The sequence below is a fragment of the Mycobacterium stomatepiae genome (assembly GCF_010731715.1).
GTDB lineage: Bacteria > Actinomycetota > Actinomycetes > Mycobacteriales > Mycobacteriaceae > Mycobacterium > Mycobacterium stomatepiae.
Map to the genome: position 1 here is coordinate 1339438 of NZ_AP022587.1, position 16699 is coordinate 1356136.

14 protein-coding genes and 3 pseudogenes are annotated in these 16699 nt (G+C 65.0%); 8 read left to right on the forward strand and 9 right to left on the reverse strand.

From position 1 onward, the window contains the following. Window positions 1–13: 13 nt before the first annotated feature. Both G6N54_RS06305 and G6N54_RS06310 read left to right on the forward strand, forming a co-directional pair. Window positions 14–790, forward strand: a complete 777-nt coding sequence (locus G6N54_RS06305; protein WP_163789045.1) for a DUF6065 family protein — start codon at window positions 14–16, stop codon at window positions 788–790. 85 nt (window positions 791–875) lie between these two features. Next, the gene (locus tag G6N54_RS06310) at window positions 876–1703 is read left to right on the forward strand and encodes a DUF6065 family protein (protein WP_163789046.1); all 828 of its coding nucleotides are present in this window, start codon (window positions 876–878) and stop codon (window positions 1701–1703) included. Window positions 1704–1818: 115 nt separating this feature from the next. Here G6N54_RS06310 and G6N54_RS06315 read toward each other — a convergent pair whose 3' ends face one another. Next, window positions 1819–2493, reverse strand: coding sequence for an NAD(P)-binding domain-containing protein (locus tag G6N54_RS06315; protein WP_232073423.1), 675 nt, complete (start codon window positions 2491–2493; stop codon window positions 1819–1821). Window positions 2494–2633: 140 nt separating this feature from the next. Between G6N54_RS06315 and G6N54_RS06320 the strand changes: the two genes are divergently transcribed. After that, window positions 2634–3839 carry a serine hydrolase domain-containing protein gene (locus G6N54_RS06320; RefSeq protein WP_179969176.1) on the forward strand — a complete coding sequence of 402 codons (1206 nt, stop codon included), beginning with the start codon at window positions 2634–2636 and terminating at the stop codon, window positions 3837–3839. Window positions 3840–3843: 4 nt separating this feature from the next. Then, on the forward strand, window positions 3844–4380 hold the full coding sequence (locus tag G6N54_RS06325; RefSeq protein ID WP_163789048.1) for a GNAT family N-acetyltransferase: 537 nt from the start codon (window positions 3844–3846) through the stop codon (window positions 4378–4380). Here the strand turns inward: G6N54_RS06325 and G6N54_RS06330 are convergent. The 6 genes and pseudogenes from G6N54_RS06330 to G6N54_RS06355 form a co-directional block, all read right to left on the reverse strand. Further along, a pseudogene (locus G6N54_RS06330) lies at window positions 4377–7080 on the reverse strand (fumarate reductase/succinate dehydrogenase flavoprotein subunit). The gene G6N54_RS06325 and the pseudogene G6N54_RS06330 overlap by 4 nt on opposite strands. After that, window positions 7080–7811 carry an ABC transporter ATP-binding protein gene (locus tag G6N54_RS06335; protein ID WP_163794551.1) on the reverse strand — a complete coding sequence of 244 codons (732 nt, stop codon included), beginning with the start codon at window positions 7809–7811 and terminating at the stop codon, window positions 7080–7082. Before G6N54_RS06335 ends, G6N54_RS06330 begins: the two are co-directional and overlap by 1 nt. Before the next feature lie 5 nt (window positions 7812–7816). Further along, entirely contained in the window at window positions 7817–8620 is an 804-nt protein-coding gene (locus G6N54_RS06340) for an ABC transporter permease (RefSeq protein WP_163794552.1), read from the reverse strand. 58 nt (window positions 8621–8678) lie between these two features. Then, entirely contained in the window at window positions 8679–10067 is a 1389-nt protein-coding gene (locus G6N54_RS06345; protein WP_163789049.1) for an ABC transporter substrate-binding protein, read from the reverse strand. A gap of 24 nt (window positions 10068–10091) precedes the next feature. Beyond that, on the reverse strand, window positions 10092–10322 hold the full coding sequence (locus G6N54_RS06350) for a 4Fe-4S dicluster domain-containing protein (RefSeq protein ID WP_163789050.1): 231 nt from the start codon (window positions 10320–10322) through the stop codon (window positions 10092–10094). Then, the gene (locus tag G6N54_RS06355; RefSeq protein WP_163789051.1) at window positions 10319–11056 is read right to left on the reverse strand and encodes a GntR family transcriptional regulator; all 738 of its coding nucleotides are present in this window, start codon (window positions 11054–11056) and stop codon (window positions 10319–10321) included. The genes G6N54_RS06350 and G6N54_RS06355 overlap by 4 nt, the downstream gene beginning before the upstream one ends. A gap of 447 nt (window positions 11057–11503) precedes the next feature. On the opposite strand from G6N54_RS06355, the gene G6N54_RS06360 reads away from it, so the two are divergent. The 4 genes and pseudogenes from G6N54_RS06360 to G6N54_RS29845 all read left to right on the forward strand — a co-directional run bounded on the left by G6N54_RS06360 (window position 11504) and on the right by G6N54_RS29845 (window position 14919). Next, window positions 11504–12370, forward strand: a complete 867-nt coding sequence (locus G6N54_RS06360) for an isocitrate lyase/PEP mutase family protein (protein WP_163789052.1) — start codon at window positions 11504–11506, stop codon at window positions 12368–12370. Continuing rightward, window positions 12367–13773, forward strand: coding sequence for a 3-isopropylmalate dehydratase large subunit (locus G6N54_RS06365; protein WP_163789053.1), 1407 nt, complete (start codon window positions 12367–12369; stop codon window positions 13771–13773). The genes G6N54_RS06360 and G6N54_RS06365 overlap by 4 nt, the downstream gene beginning before the upstream one ends. Window positions 13774–13781: 8 nt before the next feature. Then, window positions 13782–14426: a 3-isopropylmalate dehydratase small subunit gene (gene leuD / locus G6N54_RS06370; RefSeq protein WP_163789054.1), complete on the forward strand. Its 645-nt coding sequence runs from the start codon at window positions 13782–13784 to the stop codon at window positions 14424–14426. A gap of 102 nt (window positions 14427–14528) precedes the next feature. Beyond that, a pseudogene (locus G6N54_RS29845) lies at window positions 14529–14919 on the forward strand (isochorismatase family protein). Here the strand turns inward: G6N54_RS29845 and G6N54_RS06380 are convergent. Next, entirely contained in the window at window positions 14899–15339 is a 441-nt protein-coding gene (locus G6N54_RS06380; RefSeq protein WP_163789055.1) for a MarR family winged helix-turn-helix transcriptional regulator, read from the reverse strand. The pseudogene G6N54_RS29845 and the gene G6N54_RS06380 sit on opposite strands and share 21 nt — an antisense overlap. Before the next feature lie 64 nt (window positions 15340–15403). Continuing rightward, window positions 15404–16641: pseudogene (locus G6N54_RS06385) on the reverse strand (MFS transporter). Between the last annotated feature and the right edge of the window lie 58 nt (window positions 16642–16699).

Below are 16699 nucleotides of genomic sequence, written 5' to 3' on the forward strand. Positions count from 1 at the left end.
TAATCTGACTCGGGTGAGTGACAACGCCGACGGGCCAGCCCGCCCGCTGATCGGGTTCATCACCGGCGACAACGCGCCGCAGATCGCCCCGGCACCGGTTGGCCGGGAGTGGATGACAAAACAGGCAGAAGCGGACAAGGGTTGGCCCAGCCGGTGTTTGCCAATGCTGATCGCCAACCAAAGCGGCTGGGTGATGCGCAATCCCTGCGCGTTCACCGCCACCTGGATAGCCCAAGACAGCATGGACGTGATGATCGAACCGGATCAATACGGAGCCGATCGGTTCTTGCCCGCCAGCCATTTCGGCAACGGCATCATCACTTGGCGACTGCCGATCCTGTTTCGCACCCCGCCCGGCTACAACCTGTTGGTCCGCGGACCGGCGAACTATCCCAAGGACGCCATCTGCGCGCTGGAAGGCATCGTCGAAACCGACTGGGCAAGCGCAAGTTTCAGCATGAACTGGAAGCTAACCCGCAAACTGATGCCGGTCCGATTCGAGGTCGACGAACCGATCTGCATGATCGTCCCGCAACGCCGCGGCGAACTCGAGGAATTCGCCCCCGAACTCAAGAGCATCGCGGCCGACGAAGAGCTACACCGCAAACATGAACTGTTCTTGCGCGAGCGTGACGCCACCAAGCACGCCGAACAACTGGCCAGGGTCGCCGCGGGAGACCGAGTGGACTGGCAGGGCGACTACACGCGAGGCAAGCACCGAGACGGCGAGGCGGGCGCACCGGATCACCAGACTCGCCGCCATCTTCGTTCGTTCACCGGGCCGGAATAGGCTGACATCCACTGTTATCACGCATTGAGCAGGTTAGACCCAAATCCCAAGCGAATTGCCAGGTTTCCCTTTTAATCTGACTCAAGTGAGTGACAGGTCCGACGGGACGTCCCGTCCGTTGATCGGCTTCACTACCCGCGACAACGCGCCCCCGATCGTCCCGGCACCGATTGGCCGCGCGTGGATGCCGGATATGTCGAAGACCCGTACGGGTTGGCCGAACCGGTGTCTACCGATGCTGATCGCCAACCAAAGCGGATGGGAGCTGCGCAATCCCTGCGCGTTCACCGCCACCTGGATGGGTCAGCCGGGTGGCGTGGACGTGATGATCACGCCCCATCAGCGCGGCACGGATCAGTTCCTGCCCGCCAGCCATTTCGGCAACGGCATCCTGACCTGGCATCTGCCGCTCCTGTTTCGCACCCCGCCCGACTACAACCTGTTGGTCCGCGGACCGGCGAACTATCCCAAGGACGCCATCTGCGCGCTGGAAGGAATCGTCGAAACCGACTGGGCAAGCGCAAGTTTCAGCATGAACTGGAAGCTAACCCGCAAACTGATGCCGGTCCGATTCGAGGTCGACGAACCGATCTGCATGATCGTCCCGCAACGCCGCGGCGAGCTCGAGGAATTCGCCCCCGAACTCAAGAGCATCGCGGCCGACGAAGAGCTACACCGCAAGTACGAATTCTTTCTTCGCTCCCGCAGCAGGGCACAGCAACTCGAGCAGCTGGCGCGGGTCGACGCGGGAGAGCAAGTGCAATGGCAGGGCGACTACACGCGGGGCAGACACACCGACGGCGAGGCCGGCGCGCCGGATCACCAGACCCGCCGTCACCTCCGTTCCTTTGCTCAGCAACAACCCGCCGAGCGCGAAGACGTGTCCTGGGACGTACGCGCGCAACAGGGTTAAGGCGGGTCGGCTGACTCACCTGCGCGTCAACACCTCTCGCGGGTCCTGGGGCACCGACGCGACTGCGCAACGATCTGCTTGGCGAGCTGCCGTGACTGCTTGCCCGTATGCCTGATCAGCGACGGTCGCAGCTGGTAGCCGATGAACCAGAGCCCGCGCGCGGCCGGCTCGGGCGCCAGTCGCATCGGGCAGCCCAATCGTCGAGGAGGCCGAGATGGCCGACGACGGCCTGGAGCCCGGATCGGAAGCCCGTTGCACAGATGACCACATCGGGCTCGAGCCGGGTGCCATCGACCAGGGATACCGCGGCGCGATCGAACCTATCGATCGTTTTGACCACCTCGATGGCTCCGTTCCTGATCGAGCCGATCACGTCGGCATCGACAACGGTCGGAGGATCGTTGCGCGCCGCGCAGGCGGCAAACGGGCCGTCGTCCGGGATCGGCAAGGGTGTCACCACGGTCCAACCGCCGGGTTGCGGATCGATGCGTTCGACCGTAACTCCCAGCCTCAGCGTGATGCCGTCTTGGTGTGCGTGGCGATCGAAGTAGTCCGCGACCGCACCGCAGGTGGGAAATGTGGGTGTGCGCTTGGGATAGGGGCGACCAGGCATATGCGACAGTCGGTGAGGAGTATTGAGCCTGTCCGTCTCGCAACGGCGTCGCCACGAATTCGCCACCTGGTCCGCACGCTCCACCAGAATCGCCGCCACTCCCCGATCCCGGAGGCTGACCGCCGTGGAAACCCCGGCCGGTCCCGCGCCGACGATCACCACACGTTCTTGGCGCATTTTCCCGGCCTCGACCTCATGACCCCAAGCTATCCATATCTGATGGCGCATACCATCAGATGTCGTGTGATCTCAGATACTTCTCGGCGTTCGCCCGGTGTCGTGTCGAGCCCTTAACGAAGCGCCGCTACCCTGACCGAGTGAATCTCGACCGCAATCAGGCCTCCATCCGTGAGGTCTGCGATGCCGGCCTGCTCGCCGGTGCGGTCACCGTGGTATGGCAGCACGGAGAAACACTGCAGGTCAACGAGATCGGCCACCGGGACGTGGGCGCGCGCCTGCCGATGCAGCGGGACACGCTTTTCCGCATCGCCTCGATGACCAAGCCGGTCACCGTGGCCACGATCATGAGCATGGTCGACGAAGGCAAGCTGACGCTCAAGGACCCGATCACGCGCTGGACACCGGAGTTGGCCGGCCTGCGGGTGCTCGACGACCCGCGTGGTCCGCTGGACCGCACGCACCCGGTCAACCGGGCGATCCTGATCGAGGATCTGCTGACCCACACCAGCGGGCTGGCCTACGGATTTTCGGTATCCGGGCCGATCTCCCGGGCCTACATGCGGCTGCCGTTCAATCAGGGCCCCGATGCCTGGCTCGAGGAGCTGGCCAAGCTTCCGTTGGTGCATCAGCCCGGCGAGCGGGTCACCTATAGCCACTCCATAGATCTGTTGGGCGTCATCGCTTCTCGTGTCGACGGCAAGCCGTTCCACGAGGTGCTCGACGAGCGGATCCTGGGCCCGGCGGGCATGCCCGACACCGGGTTCTTCGTTTCACCCGAGGCCCGGCGACGCGCCGCGACCATGTATTCGCTCGACGACGATCACCGGTTGCGCCACGACGTCATGGGGCCGCCGCACATCAGGCCGCCGTCGTTCTGCAACGCCGGCGGCGGGTTGTGGTCGACCGCGGAGGACTACCTACGATTCGTCCGGATGCTGCTCGGCGACGGGACCATCGACGGCGTGCGGGTGTTGTCGGCCGAATCGGTCCGCCTGATGCGGACCGACCGGCTCACCGACGAGCAGAAGCGGCACGACTTCCTGGGCGCTCCCTACTGGATGGGGCGCGGCTTCGGGTTGAACCTGTCGGTGGTGACCGATCCGGCGAAGTCGACGCCGCTGTTCGGGCCGGGCGGAGTGGGAACGTTCAGCTGGCCGGGCGCCTATGGGACGTGGTGGCAGGCGGATCCGTCGGCGGATCTGATCCTGCTGTATCTGATTCAGAACATGCCCGACCTGACCGTGGACGCGGCCACCGCCGTCGCAGGCAACACGTCGTTGGCGAAACTTCGCACCGCGCAACCGAAGTTCGTCCGCCGCACGTACCAAGCGCTCGACCTCTAGCACCGTGGTCACCCACCCGCCCGATCGCATCGTCGGCCCGCGGCTGGTGCTGCGCCTGCCTACGGTCGGGGACGCCGGCGCGCTGTACCAGCGGGTCGCCCGCGATCGCGCGGTCACGAAATACCTGATGTGGTCGCCGCATCCGGACGTGGCGACGACGCGGCGGGTGATTGCCGAGAAACTCAACGCCAGCGACGACGAGCGCACCTGGGCCGTCGAACTGCGGCACAGCGGCGAAGTGATCGGGTTGACCAGTTGCCGGCGCTCAGCGCCCGATTCGGTCGAGATCGGCTACTGCCTCGGCCGCAAGTGGTGGGGCAAGGGTCTGATGGGCGAGGTGCTGGACATGCTGCTGACCGCGCTGCGCGCCAACCCCGAGCTGTCCCGGGTCTGGGCGACCTGCAGCGTCGACAACGACCGGTCGGCACACCTACTGGAACGGGCCGGGTTCGTGCAGGAGGCTCGGCTGGAGCGCCACGCCGTCTACCCCACGATCGGACCCGAGCCGAGGGACGCCTTGCTCTACGGCATGGCCCTCTAGGCGTTCTGGACGTCCAAAGCCCGGCGCGCGTAGGCCCGCACGTCGGCGTCGCTGTCCTTGAGCGCGATGCCGAGCGCGTCACGGGCGGCGGCCTCATCGGCCCACCGGGTCAGGCTCAGGATGGCTGCCTTGCGCACGTCGAGGTGCGCGTCGGACAGCGCATCTGCCAGCCGCGAAATCGCAAGCACCCCGAGTTCCGTGGTGGCCCCGCCCAGCGCGCGCGCCGCGCCCTGGCGCACCTGCCATGCCGGCGCTTGCAATGCGCGTTCGACGGCCGCGAAATCGTTTTGACTGCACCCTAATTCACCGATTGCCGCAAGTGCGGCGGCGCGCACCAACGGGTCGGGGTCGGCGATCAGCGCGCTGACGGCCTCGACGCCGGCCCGCAGTGTGGCCAGGCCGGCGGCCGCGGCGATGCGGACCTCCCGGTTCTCGTCGTGAGTCGCGGCCCGCACCCCATCGACGTCGTCGACCGAGACCAGCGCGCGCACCGCCTCGATCCGCACCCGGTGGTCGGGATCGTCGAGCGCGCGACGGTATTGGCCCGCCGCACCGGCCCGGCGTGCGGACAACAGGTAGACCGTGGCCGCTCGCACCACCGTGTCGCCCGACGACAGATACGGCTCGGCACCGGCCGGGTCGGGCAGCACCTCGACCAATTCGCGGATGCCCTCGGCGCTGCAGCGACGCACCCCGGCGTCGGCGTCGTCGAGCGCGGCGAACAGGACGGGCGCATAGCCGTCGGGAATGTACTCGGTGAGCGTCACCACCGCCGTGCGGCGCACCCCGGGATCGGCATCGGTCAGATACGGTTGCAGGTCGGCGATGGTCGGCTCCTCGAGGGCGAGGACCTCGGCGATCCGCGGTGACGGCGGGTCGACTGTGGTTGCGGCCGAAGCGATTCGCGAGCCCGCGGTCGCCGGGGCTTTGCCGCCGACCAGCGCCGGCTGCTGCACCTCGTGCACCGTCTGATCGGCCGGCGGCAGGCCGTCCAGCTCCGGGACCGACACCAGGTACGGGGCCACCGGCCGCTTGAGGAACAGCATCTCGCCATCGGGTCCCTTGCGCAGGTTCAGATGATAGCCCCACTCGCCGTCGTTGCGGACCGGCATGTCGGCACGTTTGTGGTAGAGGCCCCAACGCGATTCGGTGCGGGTGAGCGAGGAGCGTGCGGCCATCTCGGCGCAGTCCCGGATGAACGACACCTCGACGGCCCGCATCAGCTCGTGCGGATTGCGGGCGCCCATCCCTTCGATCTCGTGCCGCATCCGCTCGAAGGTGCGCACCGCGATCGACAGCTTGGCCGCCGTCTTCGGCGGAGCCACATAGTCGTTGACGAATCGTCGCAGCTTGTATTCGACCTGCGGCTGCGGCGGCCCGTCCGGATGTCGCAGCGGCCGATAGATCAGCTCGTGCGCGGCACGCAGTTGGTCGTCCGGAAGTTGCTGTGGCGCAGCGACTTGCGCCCGTATCGAGGCGGCGTGCGTACCCGCGAGGTCGCCGAACACGAAGGCACCGATCATGTAGTTGTGCGGGACACACGCCAGATCACCCGCGGCGTAGAGCCCGGGCACCGTGGTGCGGGCGTGTTCGTCTACCCATACTCCCGAAGCGGAATGTCCACCGCACAAGCCGATCTCGGAGATATGCATCTCGATGTCATGCGTCCGGTAGTCATGGCCCCGGTTGGCGTGGAACGTGCCCCGGGTGGGCCGTTCGGTGGTGTGCAGGATGTTCTCCAGCGCGGTCAGCGTCTCGTCCGGCGGGTGCGACACCTTGAGATAGATCGGCCCGCGCGCGGAGTCGATTTCACTCTTGACTTCCGACATCATCTGTCCCGACCAGTAGTCGGAGTCGACGAATCGCTCACCGTCGGAATTGACCTGGTAACCGCCGAACGGATTCGCCACGTAGGCACACGCCGGGCCGTTGTAGTCCTTGATCAACGGATTGACCTGGAAGCACTCGATACCGGACAGCTCGGCGCCCGCGTGATAGGCCATCGCATACCCGTCGCCGGCGTTGGTCGGGTTCTCGTTAGGTGCCGTACAGGTAGCCCGACGCGGGCAGCCCGAGCCGGCCACACGCTCCCGTCGACAAGATGACGGCCTTGGCGCCGATCGCGACGAATTCGCCGGTGCGCGTGTTCAATGCGGCCGCACCGACCGCACGGCCTCCATTTTTGGGGTCGGTGAGCACCCGAACCGGCATCAGCCGGTTCTCGATCTGGATCTTTTCGCGCATGGACCGCTGCCGTAGCACCCGGTACAGCGCCTTCTTAACGTCCTTGCCTTCGGGCATGGGCAACACGTAGGAACCCGAGCGGTGAGCCCGGCGCACCGCGTACTCGCCGTGCTCGTCTTTTTCGAACTTCACCCCATAGCGTTCCAGCCGCTGCACCATCGCGAACCCGCGGCTGGCCGTCTGATAAATCGTGCGCTGGTTGACGATTCCGTCGTTGGCGCGGGTGATCTCCGCGACGTAGTCCTCCGGCTCGGCCTTGCCGGGGATGACGGCGTTGTTGACCCCGTCCATGCCCATCGCCAGCGCGCCGGAATGCCGCACGTGGGCCTTCTCCAGCAGCAGCACCTGCGCGCCGTTCTCGGCGGCCGACAGTGCGGCCATGGTTCCCGCGGTGCCACCGCCGATGACCAACACGTCGCAGTCCAGGCGCACCGGCATTACATCCGGGGCTTCCATCATGCCGCCGCCACCGAATGATCGAGTGCGGCAATGACTTCGGCGCGCAGCGCGGTGCGCTGCTGATCGATGCGCGGCTCCGGAACGTCGATCAGGCCACGCAACGGCTGACCGGCCTTGCCGAGCACGGCGATGCGGTCACCCAGCAGCAGCGCCTCGTCGACGTCGTGGGTGACGAAGACGATCGTCGTCGGATGCGCGCTCCAGGTCTCGATCAGCAAGCGCTGCATGGCCGTACGGGTTTGAGTGTCCAACGCGCCGAACGGCTCGTCCATCATCACCGCGCGCGGCGTCCCGGCCAGGCCGCGAGCCAACTGGACCCGCTGACGCATGCCGCCGGACAGGCTCTTGGGCAGGTAGTCGCCGAAGCCGGTGAGACCGAGCTCGGCGATCCAGCGGTCGGCCTCCGCGCGGCGACCGGAACGCGGCACGCCACGCAACCGCAAGGCCAACTCGATGTTGGATCGCACGGTGCGCCAGGGCAGCAAGGCGTTGTCCTGGAACACCATCCCGCGGTCGCCCGAGGTGGTGGCCACGTCGGCGCCGTCGGCCAGGATCCGGCCGGCGTCGGGTCGCAGCAGTCCCGCCACGGCACGCAACACGGTCGACTTGCCGCACCCCGACGGTCCGGTCAGCACCAGGATCTCCCCCGGACGCACGACCAGGCTCAGGTCGTCGATCACCGGATCCCCAGTGTAGGACAGTCGAACTCGATCCAGTTCCAGGCTCATTGCAGTCACCGCTGTTCCTCCTCGGCGCGTGGCAGCCAGCTGGTCACCCGGCGGCCGACGACCTCGACGGCCGCGGCGGTCGCGAATCCGAGTACGCCGATCGTGATGATGCCGACGAATACCTGTGGGTAGGCCAGCACGGTGTAGTCCTGCCAGGTGCGGTAGCCGATGCCGAGGCGGCCGGAGATCATCTCCGCGGAGATCACGCAGATCCATGCCACCCCCATGCCGACCGACAAGCCGCCGAAGACTCCCGGCAGGATGCCCGGCAACACCACCTTTTTGAGCACGTCCCAACGGTTTCCGCCGAGGGTGCGCACCGAGTCCTCCCACAGAGTGGGCAGCGCCCGAACCGCATGCCGGGTGCTGACCATGATCGGGAAGTAGGCCGCGAGGAAGGTGATGAACACGATGCCGGCCTCGTCGGTCGGGAACAGCAGGATCGCCACCGGGACCATCGCGATCGCCGGAATCGGCCGGGCCAGCTCGGCCAGCGGACCAAAGGTGTTGGCGAACAACCGGGAACGGCCCAGCAGCACGCCCGTCGCGACGCCGACCACGGCGGCCAGCCCGAAACCAGTGAGAATCCGGATCAGGGACTGCGCCAGGTCCAACCAGTACTCATAGGTGCCGAGCCGACGCTGCAGCGCGTGGACGATCTCGGTGACCGTCGGCAGCGTGTCGAAGCGCAGCAGCAGTCGCACCCTGTCGGCGGTGAGCACTTGCCACAACCCGATCGCGGCGGCGATCGAGGCCAGCCGCAACAGCCGCCACTGCCACGGTGAGGCGGACCTCCGCGGGGCGCGGATCGCGGGGACCGCGTCGACGACGTCGCCGGGGCCGCCGGATCGCCGGTCAGGAAAGCAGTCATACCGAACCTCCAAGGGCCTGTTGGTAATTGACGACAGCTCCGCCAGGGTGGGCGGCAAGGTAGCGATGCGCGCCGGCCGGGGTTCCGAACGGCAGATAGCTCCGGCCGTCCCGCACCCAGACCGCCTTGTCGGCGAACCATCGGGTGCCCAGTTCGGCGTCGGGAACGTAGGCAGCACGCACTTTGGCGCCGTGGGCGGTCGCGTCGCGCACCGCTCGCAGCAGGCTGGTCGGGTTGGCGAGCGTCTGGGTGGCCTCGGATCCGTCCAGCCGCAGTTCGCTGGCCAGGGCGGGGTCTCCGCTGAGCACCGACGGGTTGGCGCTCGCGGCCCGGGTCGCGTCGTAGTTGAGCCCACGCGCGCCGAACACGGCACGCAACGGAGCGTCCTGGACGAACCCGGCGACGTCGAGTTCGGCGAAGTCGCCGATCGACTTCAGGTACGGCACGTCGTTTTTCAGTGCTTCGACCAGTGACGGTTTGAGCGTGGTATCGAACGACGTGCCGCCGGGACCGTTGTAGAGGTAGACTACTTCCGGTGCCAACCCGGCCGCCTGGGCGACGATGCGGGCCGCCTCCAGCGGCTTCTGGTTGAGGAAGTCGGTGGCGTCGAGTTGCGACTGCAGGAAAGCCGCCAGCACTTCGGGATGCGACGACGCATATGTGCGGCGCACCACCACCCCGTGCAGGATGGGCAGGTTCAGCTCGGCGCCGTCGTAGAGCAGTTTGGCCTTGCCCTGGAACACCAACAGCCCCGGCCAGGCGACGAATTGCGACAGTCCTTGCACTTGACCGGATTCCAGGGCTGATGCGCCGATTTGCGGTTGCTGGTTGAGTACCTCGACGTCCTTGATCCCGGCCCTATCCAGGGCGCGCATCAGGGTGCCGTGTCCGGCCGAGCCCACACTTGCCGAGACCTTCGAGCCGGCCAGGTCACTCAGCGTGGTGGCCGTCGAACCGGGCGCCACCACAATCATGTTCAGCGCGCCCTTGGGGTTGTAGCCGGTGATCGAGACGATCTCGGTCTTTGCCAGCGGGTTGGCCTGCGTCTTGGAGCCGTTGATCAGCATGGGGTAATCCCCCATCGAGCCGATGTCGATCTTTTCGGCCAGCATCTGCGCGGTGATCGGGGCGCCCGTGTCGTAATCCTGCCAGTGGACAGCGTATTTGGTGCCGGTGCGGGTGGTGATGTCTGCGAGCCGGCGCTCCAGATAGCCCTGAGCGCGCAGTAACGTCCCGGCGGTGACGGTGTTGATGGTCTTGGACTGGTATCCGATTACCACATTGACCACACCGGAGGACGCCGAGAGTGACTCCAGCGAGCAACCGGCGATGACCGCGACGATCATGGCCGCGACCGACGCCACCCTGAAGGCGTGTCGTTTCATGAAACTTCCTGGGCTGTGGGTTATTCAGCGAAGTAGATACGGCATGTTGACCGTGACGGCACCGGTCGGACAGCGGGCGGCGCAGGGGCCGCAGTACCAGCATTCGTCGACGTGCATGTACGCCTTGCCGGTGGCGGGGTTGATGGCCAGCGCGTCGAGCGGACAGACGTCGACGCAGAGCGTACAGCCGTCGATACACAGCGACTCGTCGATCGTGACGGGCACGTCGACCCGATTGTTGTTGACCAGCGTCATGGCTTGCTCCTTATCAGGTGGCCGCGCATCGTGATTCGATCGCCGCGCATCCGGATGTACTCCAGGTCCACGGGTCGGCCGTCGTCCAGGCTGGTAAGACGCTCGAGCATCAGCAGCGCCGACCCGTCGGGCACGTGCAGGGTGGCCGCCGAATGCACATCGGCGGGGATGGCTTCCAGCGCAAGCGATGCCTCGCCCAGCCGGTGGCCGCTCACCTGCTCGATCAGCGCGAAGAGATCGTTGGTTTCCAGCGGATGGTCCAGAATCTGGGTCCCGATATCCGGGGCGAGATAGGTCAGGTCGAGGCTGAGCGGCAGGTCGCCGAGATAGCGCAACCGCTCGATGAACACCACCGGCTCGCCGGGCTCCAACCGCAGCCGGCTGGCCACCGCGGGCGGGGCGACCACCGGCATGGCGGCGCGCACCTCGTTGCGGACTTCGCCGATGTGTTTGAAGGTCTCCTTCAATCCCAGCAGGGAGTCGATCCGGTGGTCGTACTTGCGCTGCGCGACGTGGGTGCCGACCTTGGGTCCTCGATCGATCAGCCCCTCGTGTTTGAGGATGACCAGGGCCTCGCGAATGGTGTTGCGAGACATTGCGAACTCGGCCGCCAATACGCCTTCGGCCGGCAGTCCGTCCGGATAGGCCCCGGCGTGGATCTGCTGCCGCAGCACATCGGCTACCCGGCGGGCGCGGTCGGCCCGGGGTCCGCGAATGGGTATCGCCTCAGCCACGCCGCCACGCTAACGCAGCTCAGGGGCATATTCCGGGTGGGCGATCGGGGCCTGCGAGGTAGGGAAAGCCTATTGCGCCGGGTGCACTTCGGTGTCCACCAGCGCAAACCCAGACCCCGACGGCCATTGCGCCACCTGGGAAAACGCGCGGCCTTTGCGATCCCGGTGAGCGGAAAGTTCGCGCCGGCCACTGCGCCACGCGCGTGGTGCGGTGAGCGTCGACAACCAAATAGTGACCCCCGCAACACGTATATTGCCAGTTTATACTGTCAATATCTATGCTGCTCGTATGTCCCACGCCGGGCATCCCACTCGCTCGGCGGACCGAGAGGTTCTCACTGTCCGGCATCAGCGCGCACGCCACGGCGTCGCACACCATGCCGACTTCCAGTGGCGCGGCTGCCGTTGGCAGCCCGCGGCCAGAGCCGCGTTAGAAGAGGAGACAAGATGAGTAAAGGATCGATTTTGAAGAATTTGATTCTTGATCCCGAGATATTGGTTATGCCAGGTGTTTTCGATACCAGCAGCGCGAAACTAGCTGAACAAGCTGGGTTTACAGCACTGGAGTGCAGCGGTGCGGCGATCTCCGGATTTCACTTCGGCCGGCCGGACTACTCGTTGATTTCACTCGAAAACATGGCGACCTGCACCGCTCGCATCGTGCGCAGTGTGGATGTACCGGTAATGGCGGACGGCGACAACGGTTTCGGCAACGCCGTGAGTACCTACTACACGGTCACAGCGTTTGAAGACCTCGGTGCCGCAGGGATCAACCTCGAGGACCAGATCTCCCCCAAGCGCTGCGGCCACCTCGCCGGAAAGGAGTTGATCGGTCTCGAGGAGGCAGTATCCAAGATCCGCGCCGCCGCTGATGCGCGGCGGGACCCAGATTTTGTGATCAATGCCCGCACCGATGCGCTCGCGGTCGAAGGATTGCCAGGAGTGATCCGCCGCGGCAACGCCTATCTAGAAGCAGGAGCCACGATGATCTTCGTCGAGGGAGTAACGTCGCGAGACGAAATTCGGCACGCGGTCGATAACATCCGCGGTCCGGTGGCAGTCAACATCGTTGACGGCGGAAAATCACCCGAGCGGTTGGCGTTCACCGAACTACAAGAACTTGGTGTGGCCCGGGTGAGCCTGCCGGGCGTACTGCTGCTGGCCGCTCTAGGTGGCATGAGGGAGGCACTGGCGCGCGTCCGCAAAGACGGCGACACCGCCGGTCTCAGCGATTTGCTGCTGCCGTTCCGCGAGGCGCACAACCTGTTTGGCATGAACGAGGTCGAACAACTCGAAGCCCGATACCTAGCATGACCGGCCAGCCTCGTACCATCGTGGACAAGATCTGGGACGACCATGTTGTCGCCGAGCTCGATGACGGCACGTCACTGCTCTACATCGACCGCGTATTGTTGCGCGACCGCAGCGGCGGGCTAGCTCTGCGCGCACTCACTGACGAGGGGCGCAGCCCACTTGACCGGAACCTGGTCTTCGGCACCATGGACCATGTGGTCGACACCCGACCTAATAGGGACCCCTCGGGTTCAACACCAGTTCCCAGCGGTGCCATGTTTATCGACACGTTCCGCGAACAAGCGCACCGACACCGGGTGAGTCTCTTCGATGTTGACGACGCACGCCAAGGCATCTCACACGTGGTGTTCCCCGAGCAAGGCATTGCCCTGCCAGGCACCACGATGATCTGCTGCGACAGCCACACCCCAACGCTCGGGGCCATGGGCGCATTGGCATGGGGCGTGGGCGTGACGGACTGCGAACACGCCTTAGCCACACAAACACTCGCGATGAAGCGTCCAGCGAGCATGCTCGTCTGCTTCGACGGTCCGCTGGGCCACCATGTCTACGCCAAAGACCTCAACCTGGCGTTGCTTGCCGCCATCGGTGCCAACGGCGCCACCGGACACGCAATCGAGTTTCGCGGCCAAGCGGTCAGTTCTCTTGACATTGAAGGGCGTTTGACATTGTGCAACATGGCCACTGAAACCGGTGCGCGCACCGCGGTCATCGCACCCGACGACGCCTTGCTGAATTTTCTGGCCGGGCGTCCCTACGCGCCTCGTGGCGATGACTGGGCAGCCGCCACGCAAGCGTGGCGACGCCTCGCCAGTGACCCCGATGCCCTGTTCACGCGCACCACACATATTGACTCCGCGGCCCTGGTGCCTCATGCCACATGGGGTACCAGCCCCGCTCACGGCGGAGCCATCGACATGGCGATCCCCGATCCGGCCGACACGGCTGATCCCGCAGGCACGCAACAAGCGTTGCAGTACATGGGATTACAACCAGGCAGCCCGCTTGCCGGGACTGCGATCGATGCGGCCTACATCGGCTCCTGCACCAATGCTCGGCTCAGCGATCTTCGGGTGGCCGCCGAGGTGCTGCGCGGACACACGGTCGCCGACGGCGTCACCGCCATCTGCGTGCCCGGATCCACGGCGGTACGTCGTGCGGCCGAGGCGGAAGGCATCGACAAGATATTTGTCGACGCAGGCGTTCAGTGGCGTGAATCAGGCTGCGGCATGTGCTTCTACGCCGGTGGAGATCGGTTCCCGCCGGGAGCACGTGTCGTGAGCACCACCAACCGCAACTTCGAAAACCGGCAAGGCCCTGGAGTGCGCACCCACCTCGCTAGCCCCGCGACAGTAGCTGCCAGCGCCATCACCGGCCGACTGACCGACCCCAGAGAGGTGTGACACCAGTCATGCAACCCTTCCGACAGGTGACCGGCATCGCGGCCCCTATGCTGCGGGCCAACGTTGACACCGACGCCCTCAGTCCGTCCCGATTCAAGCCGACAGAGCTCGCCAAGTACGGCTCGTTCAAGGAAGCCTTGTTCCTCGATTGGCGATCCGACGAACACGGCCGCCCGCGAAACGATTTCGTTCTCAACCAAGATCCTTATGATAAGGCAACCATCCTGGTAGCTGGGGAAAACTTTGGCTGTGGAAGCTCACGCGAATCAGCCGTTTGGGCGTTGCGCGACAATGGTTTTCGCGCTGTGATCGCGCCAAGCTTCGCAAGCATCTTCCAGAGCAATTGCATTGGCAACGGGCTACTCCCGCTGCCACTACCCGCTGACGGACACCAGCAACTGGTGGTCGAAACTTTCGGCTCGCAAGCTGTGCCTTTCATCGAGATCGACCTCCTGGCTTGCGAAGTCGGTGCCGTCGGGGGCCCGCGCCACCGATTCCATATTGATGAACGCTCACGCAACCAGTTACTCCAGGGGCTTGATGCCATAGGTCAAACCTTGCAGTTGCGTAGCCAAATCGAACGATTTCGGACAGCGGATTACCGAAACAGACCTTGGATCTACCACCGGCCCGAGGCCACAGACCTTCCCTAGCAACACGAAATAGAAGGCACCCCAATGGATTCTCGAGAAATCACGCTGGACCCCACGACTACAGCCCTGATCCTGATCGACTTGCAGAACGGACTAGTGAACATGCCGCTCGCGCCGAGCACCGGACATCAGGTGATCAATGTCGCTAGACAATTGGCTGATTATTTCCGCAAGTTCAACGTGCCGGTCGTTCTAGTCAATGTGACCTATACGCGTCACCAAAGACGGCTGGGGCGCGTTTGCTTCCACACAACTCGACAACGAGCTGCGCATGCGCGGCATCAGCTCAATCGTGTTGGCCGGTATTGCGACAAACTTTGGTGTCGAGCAAACTGCACGAGAGGCCCTGCAATTGGGCTACGAAGTGATATGCGTGCCCGACGCGATGGCGAGCCTATCGAAGGCCCATCACGACTTCGCAATCCAACATATCTTTCCGTTCATCGGGCGGGTGCGCACTTCGAGCGAAATCCTAGGCCAGCCGGGTCAATAGCGTCAGGGCCGCGGCAATCAATTGCAGTTCTTCATCGGTGTAGCGATCCCGCAGCTCGTCGGCAAGCCATTGATCACGAAGTTGGCGGCCTTGCTGCAGATCTCGGACTGCCTTGCTGGACAGTCCGACCAGCAACCGGCGCCCGTCCTCAGGGTCTGGCGTGCGAGTGAGCAGCCCGGACTTGTCCAGGTGATTGACGATCGCCGCCATCGATTGGCGACGAACACCCTCAGCCGCAGCCAGGTCGCTTGTTGATGCCGGACCATCGTGGGAGAGCCGACTGATCACCGAGATCTGTGACGGAGTAAGCCCTTTGTTGTCGTACTCGTGTTTGAGGCGACGCCGCAGCCGGCTGACTAGCAGCCGAAGGTCATAGGCCGCCTGACCCGCCAGTTGGCGGCTAGATGGGGACCGCGCCATCCGAGCAGAATACACTTCATAGTTTCAACTATTTTTGATCGTCCACCCATAACATATTGACCGTTTAGGCTGCTTCTCTGCCTATGGTGTCTTCGAGATAGCGGGGCTTGCATGCCTGATATCCGCCGATCAGCAGCGCCACGACGGTGACCAGCAGGAAGCCGAACGACAAGTCCCACCGGCCGCTGACCTGATGCAAGACACCGAAAACCAACGGTCCGGCGCAGGCAACCAGGTAGCCGACGCCCTGGACGAAACCGGACAGCGCCGTCGCGCCCGCCCCGGTGCGGCAGCGAAGGTTGATCAACGTGATCGCCCCCGCGAACGTGCTCTTGCCGAGCCCGACGATGAGCACCCACACGAGAGTCGCGGTCAGCGGAAGCCACAGCAATCCCGCGAAACCGATCAAAAAGCAGACCCCGCAGCCGATCACGACGGAAAGGGGTTGGCGAATCTGACAAACAACGCCGGCGTGAAAAGCGCCGCGACCAATCAGCTGATCGAAAACATCGCAACCATGGCGCCACCGAGCGCCTCACTGCCGCCGGCCGAGGTGATGATCTGCGGGATCCAGGTCAACAGCGCGTAGGTGTTCAACGACGTCATCGCGAACATGACGGTCAGGGCCCAGGTGACGGGCGAGCGCCACACGACCGCAACGGTTTCCGACGCGCGATGATCCGCGGTGTCGGCCGCGCCAGACCGCAACGTGATGATGCCCCAGGGCAACAGCGCAGCGAGGGGAATCAGGGCCCACACCCCGAGCGATACCTGCCATCCGTGGGCGTCGGCGATGGGGACCGCGAGGGCGGCGGGAACGATGGTGCCCAACTGGATACACGATGTGTAGACCGCGCTCATCGATCCGACGCGATCGGCGAAGTAACGCTTGATGAGCGGCGGGATCACGATGTTGCCGATCCCCATTCCGGCCAGCGCCAGCGCCGTGAACCCCAACAGGCCGGCCACGTCCGAGACCACCGAACGGCCGCCCGTCCCCGCCGCGGTCGCGGCGGCCGCGTACCAGGCCAAGCGCTCGAGCCCGATTCGTCGGCCCAGCGCCGGACCGACGAATCCGGCCAACGCGAACATCGCGGTCGGAAGCATCCCCAGGATCCCGCCGATGGCACTGCCGAAGCCCAGCGCGCCGGACACTCGCGACAACAACGGCGTCAGTGAGGTGACCGCGGCCCGCAGAGCCAGCGAGAACAACACGATCGCCAGCAGCACCGTGATTCGCCCGGCAACGAGCGACCGCCCGGTGGAAGGAGGCTTTAGCTGGGCATTCACCATCGCAGTCATCGTCCCAATTCTGTCGGAGTATTCATCGACTCATCCGATGATTCGATGTATTAGTCAA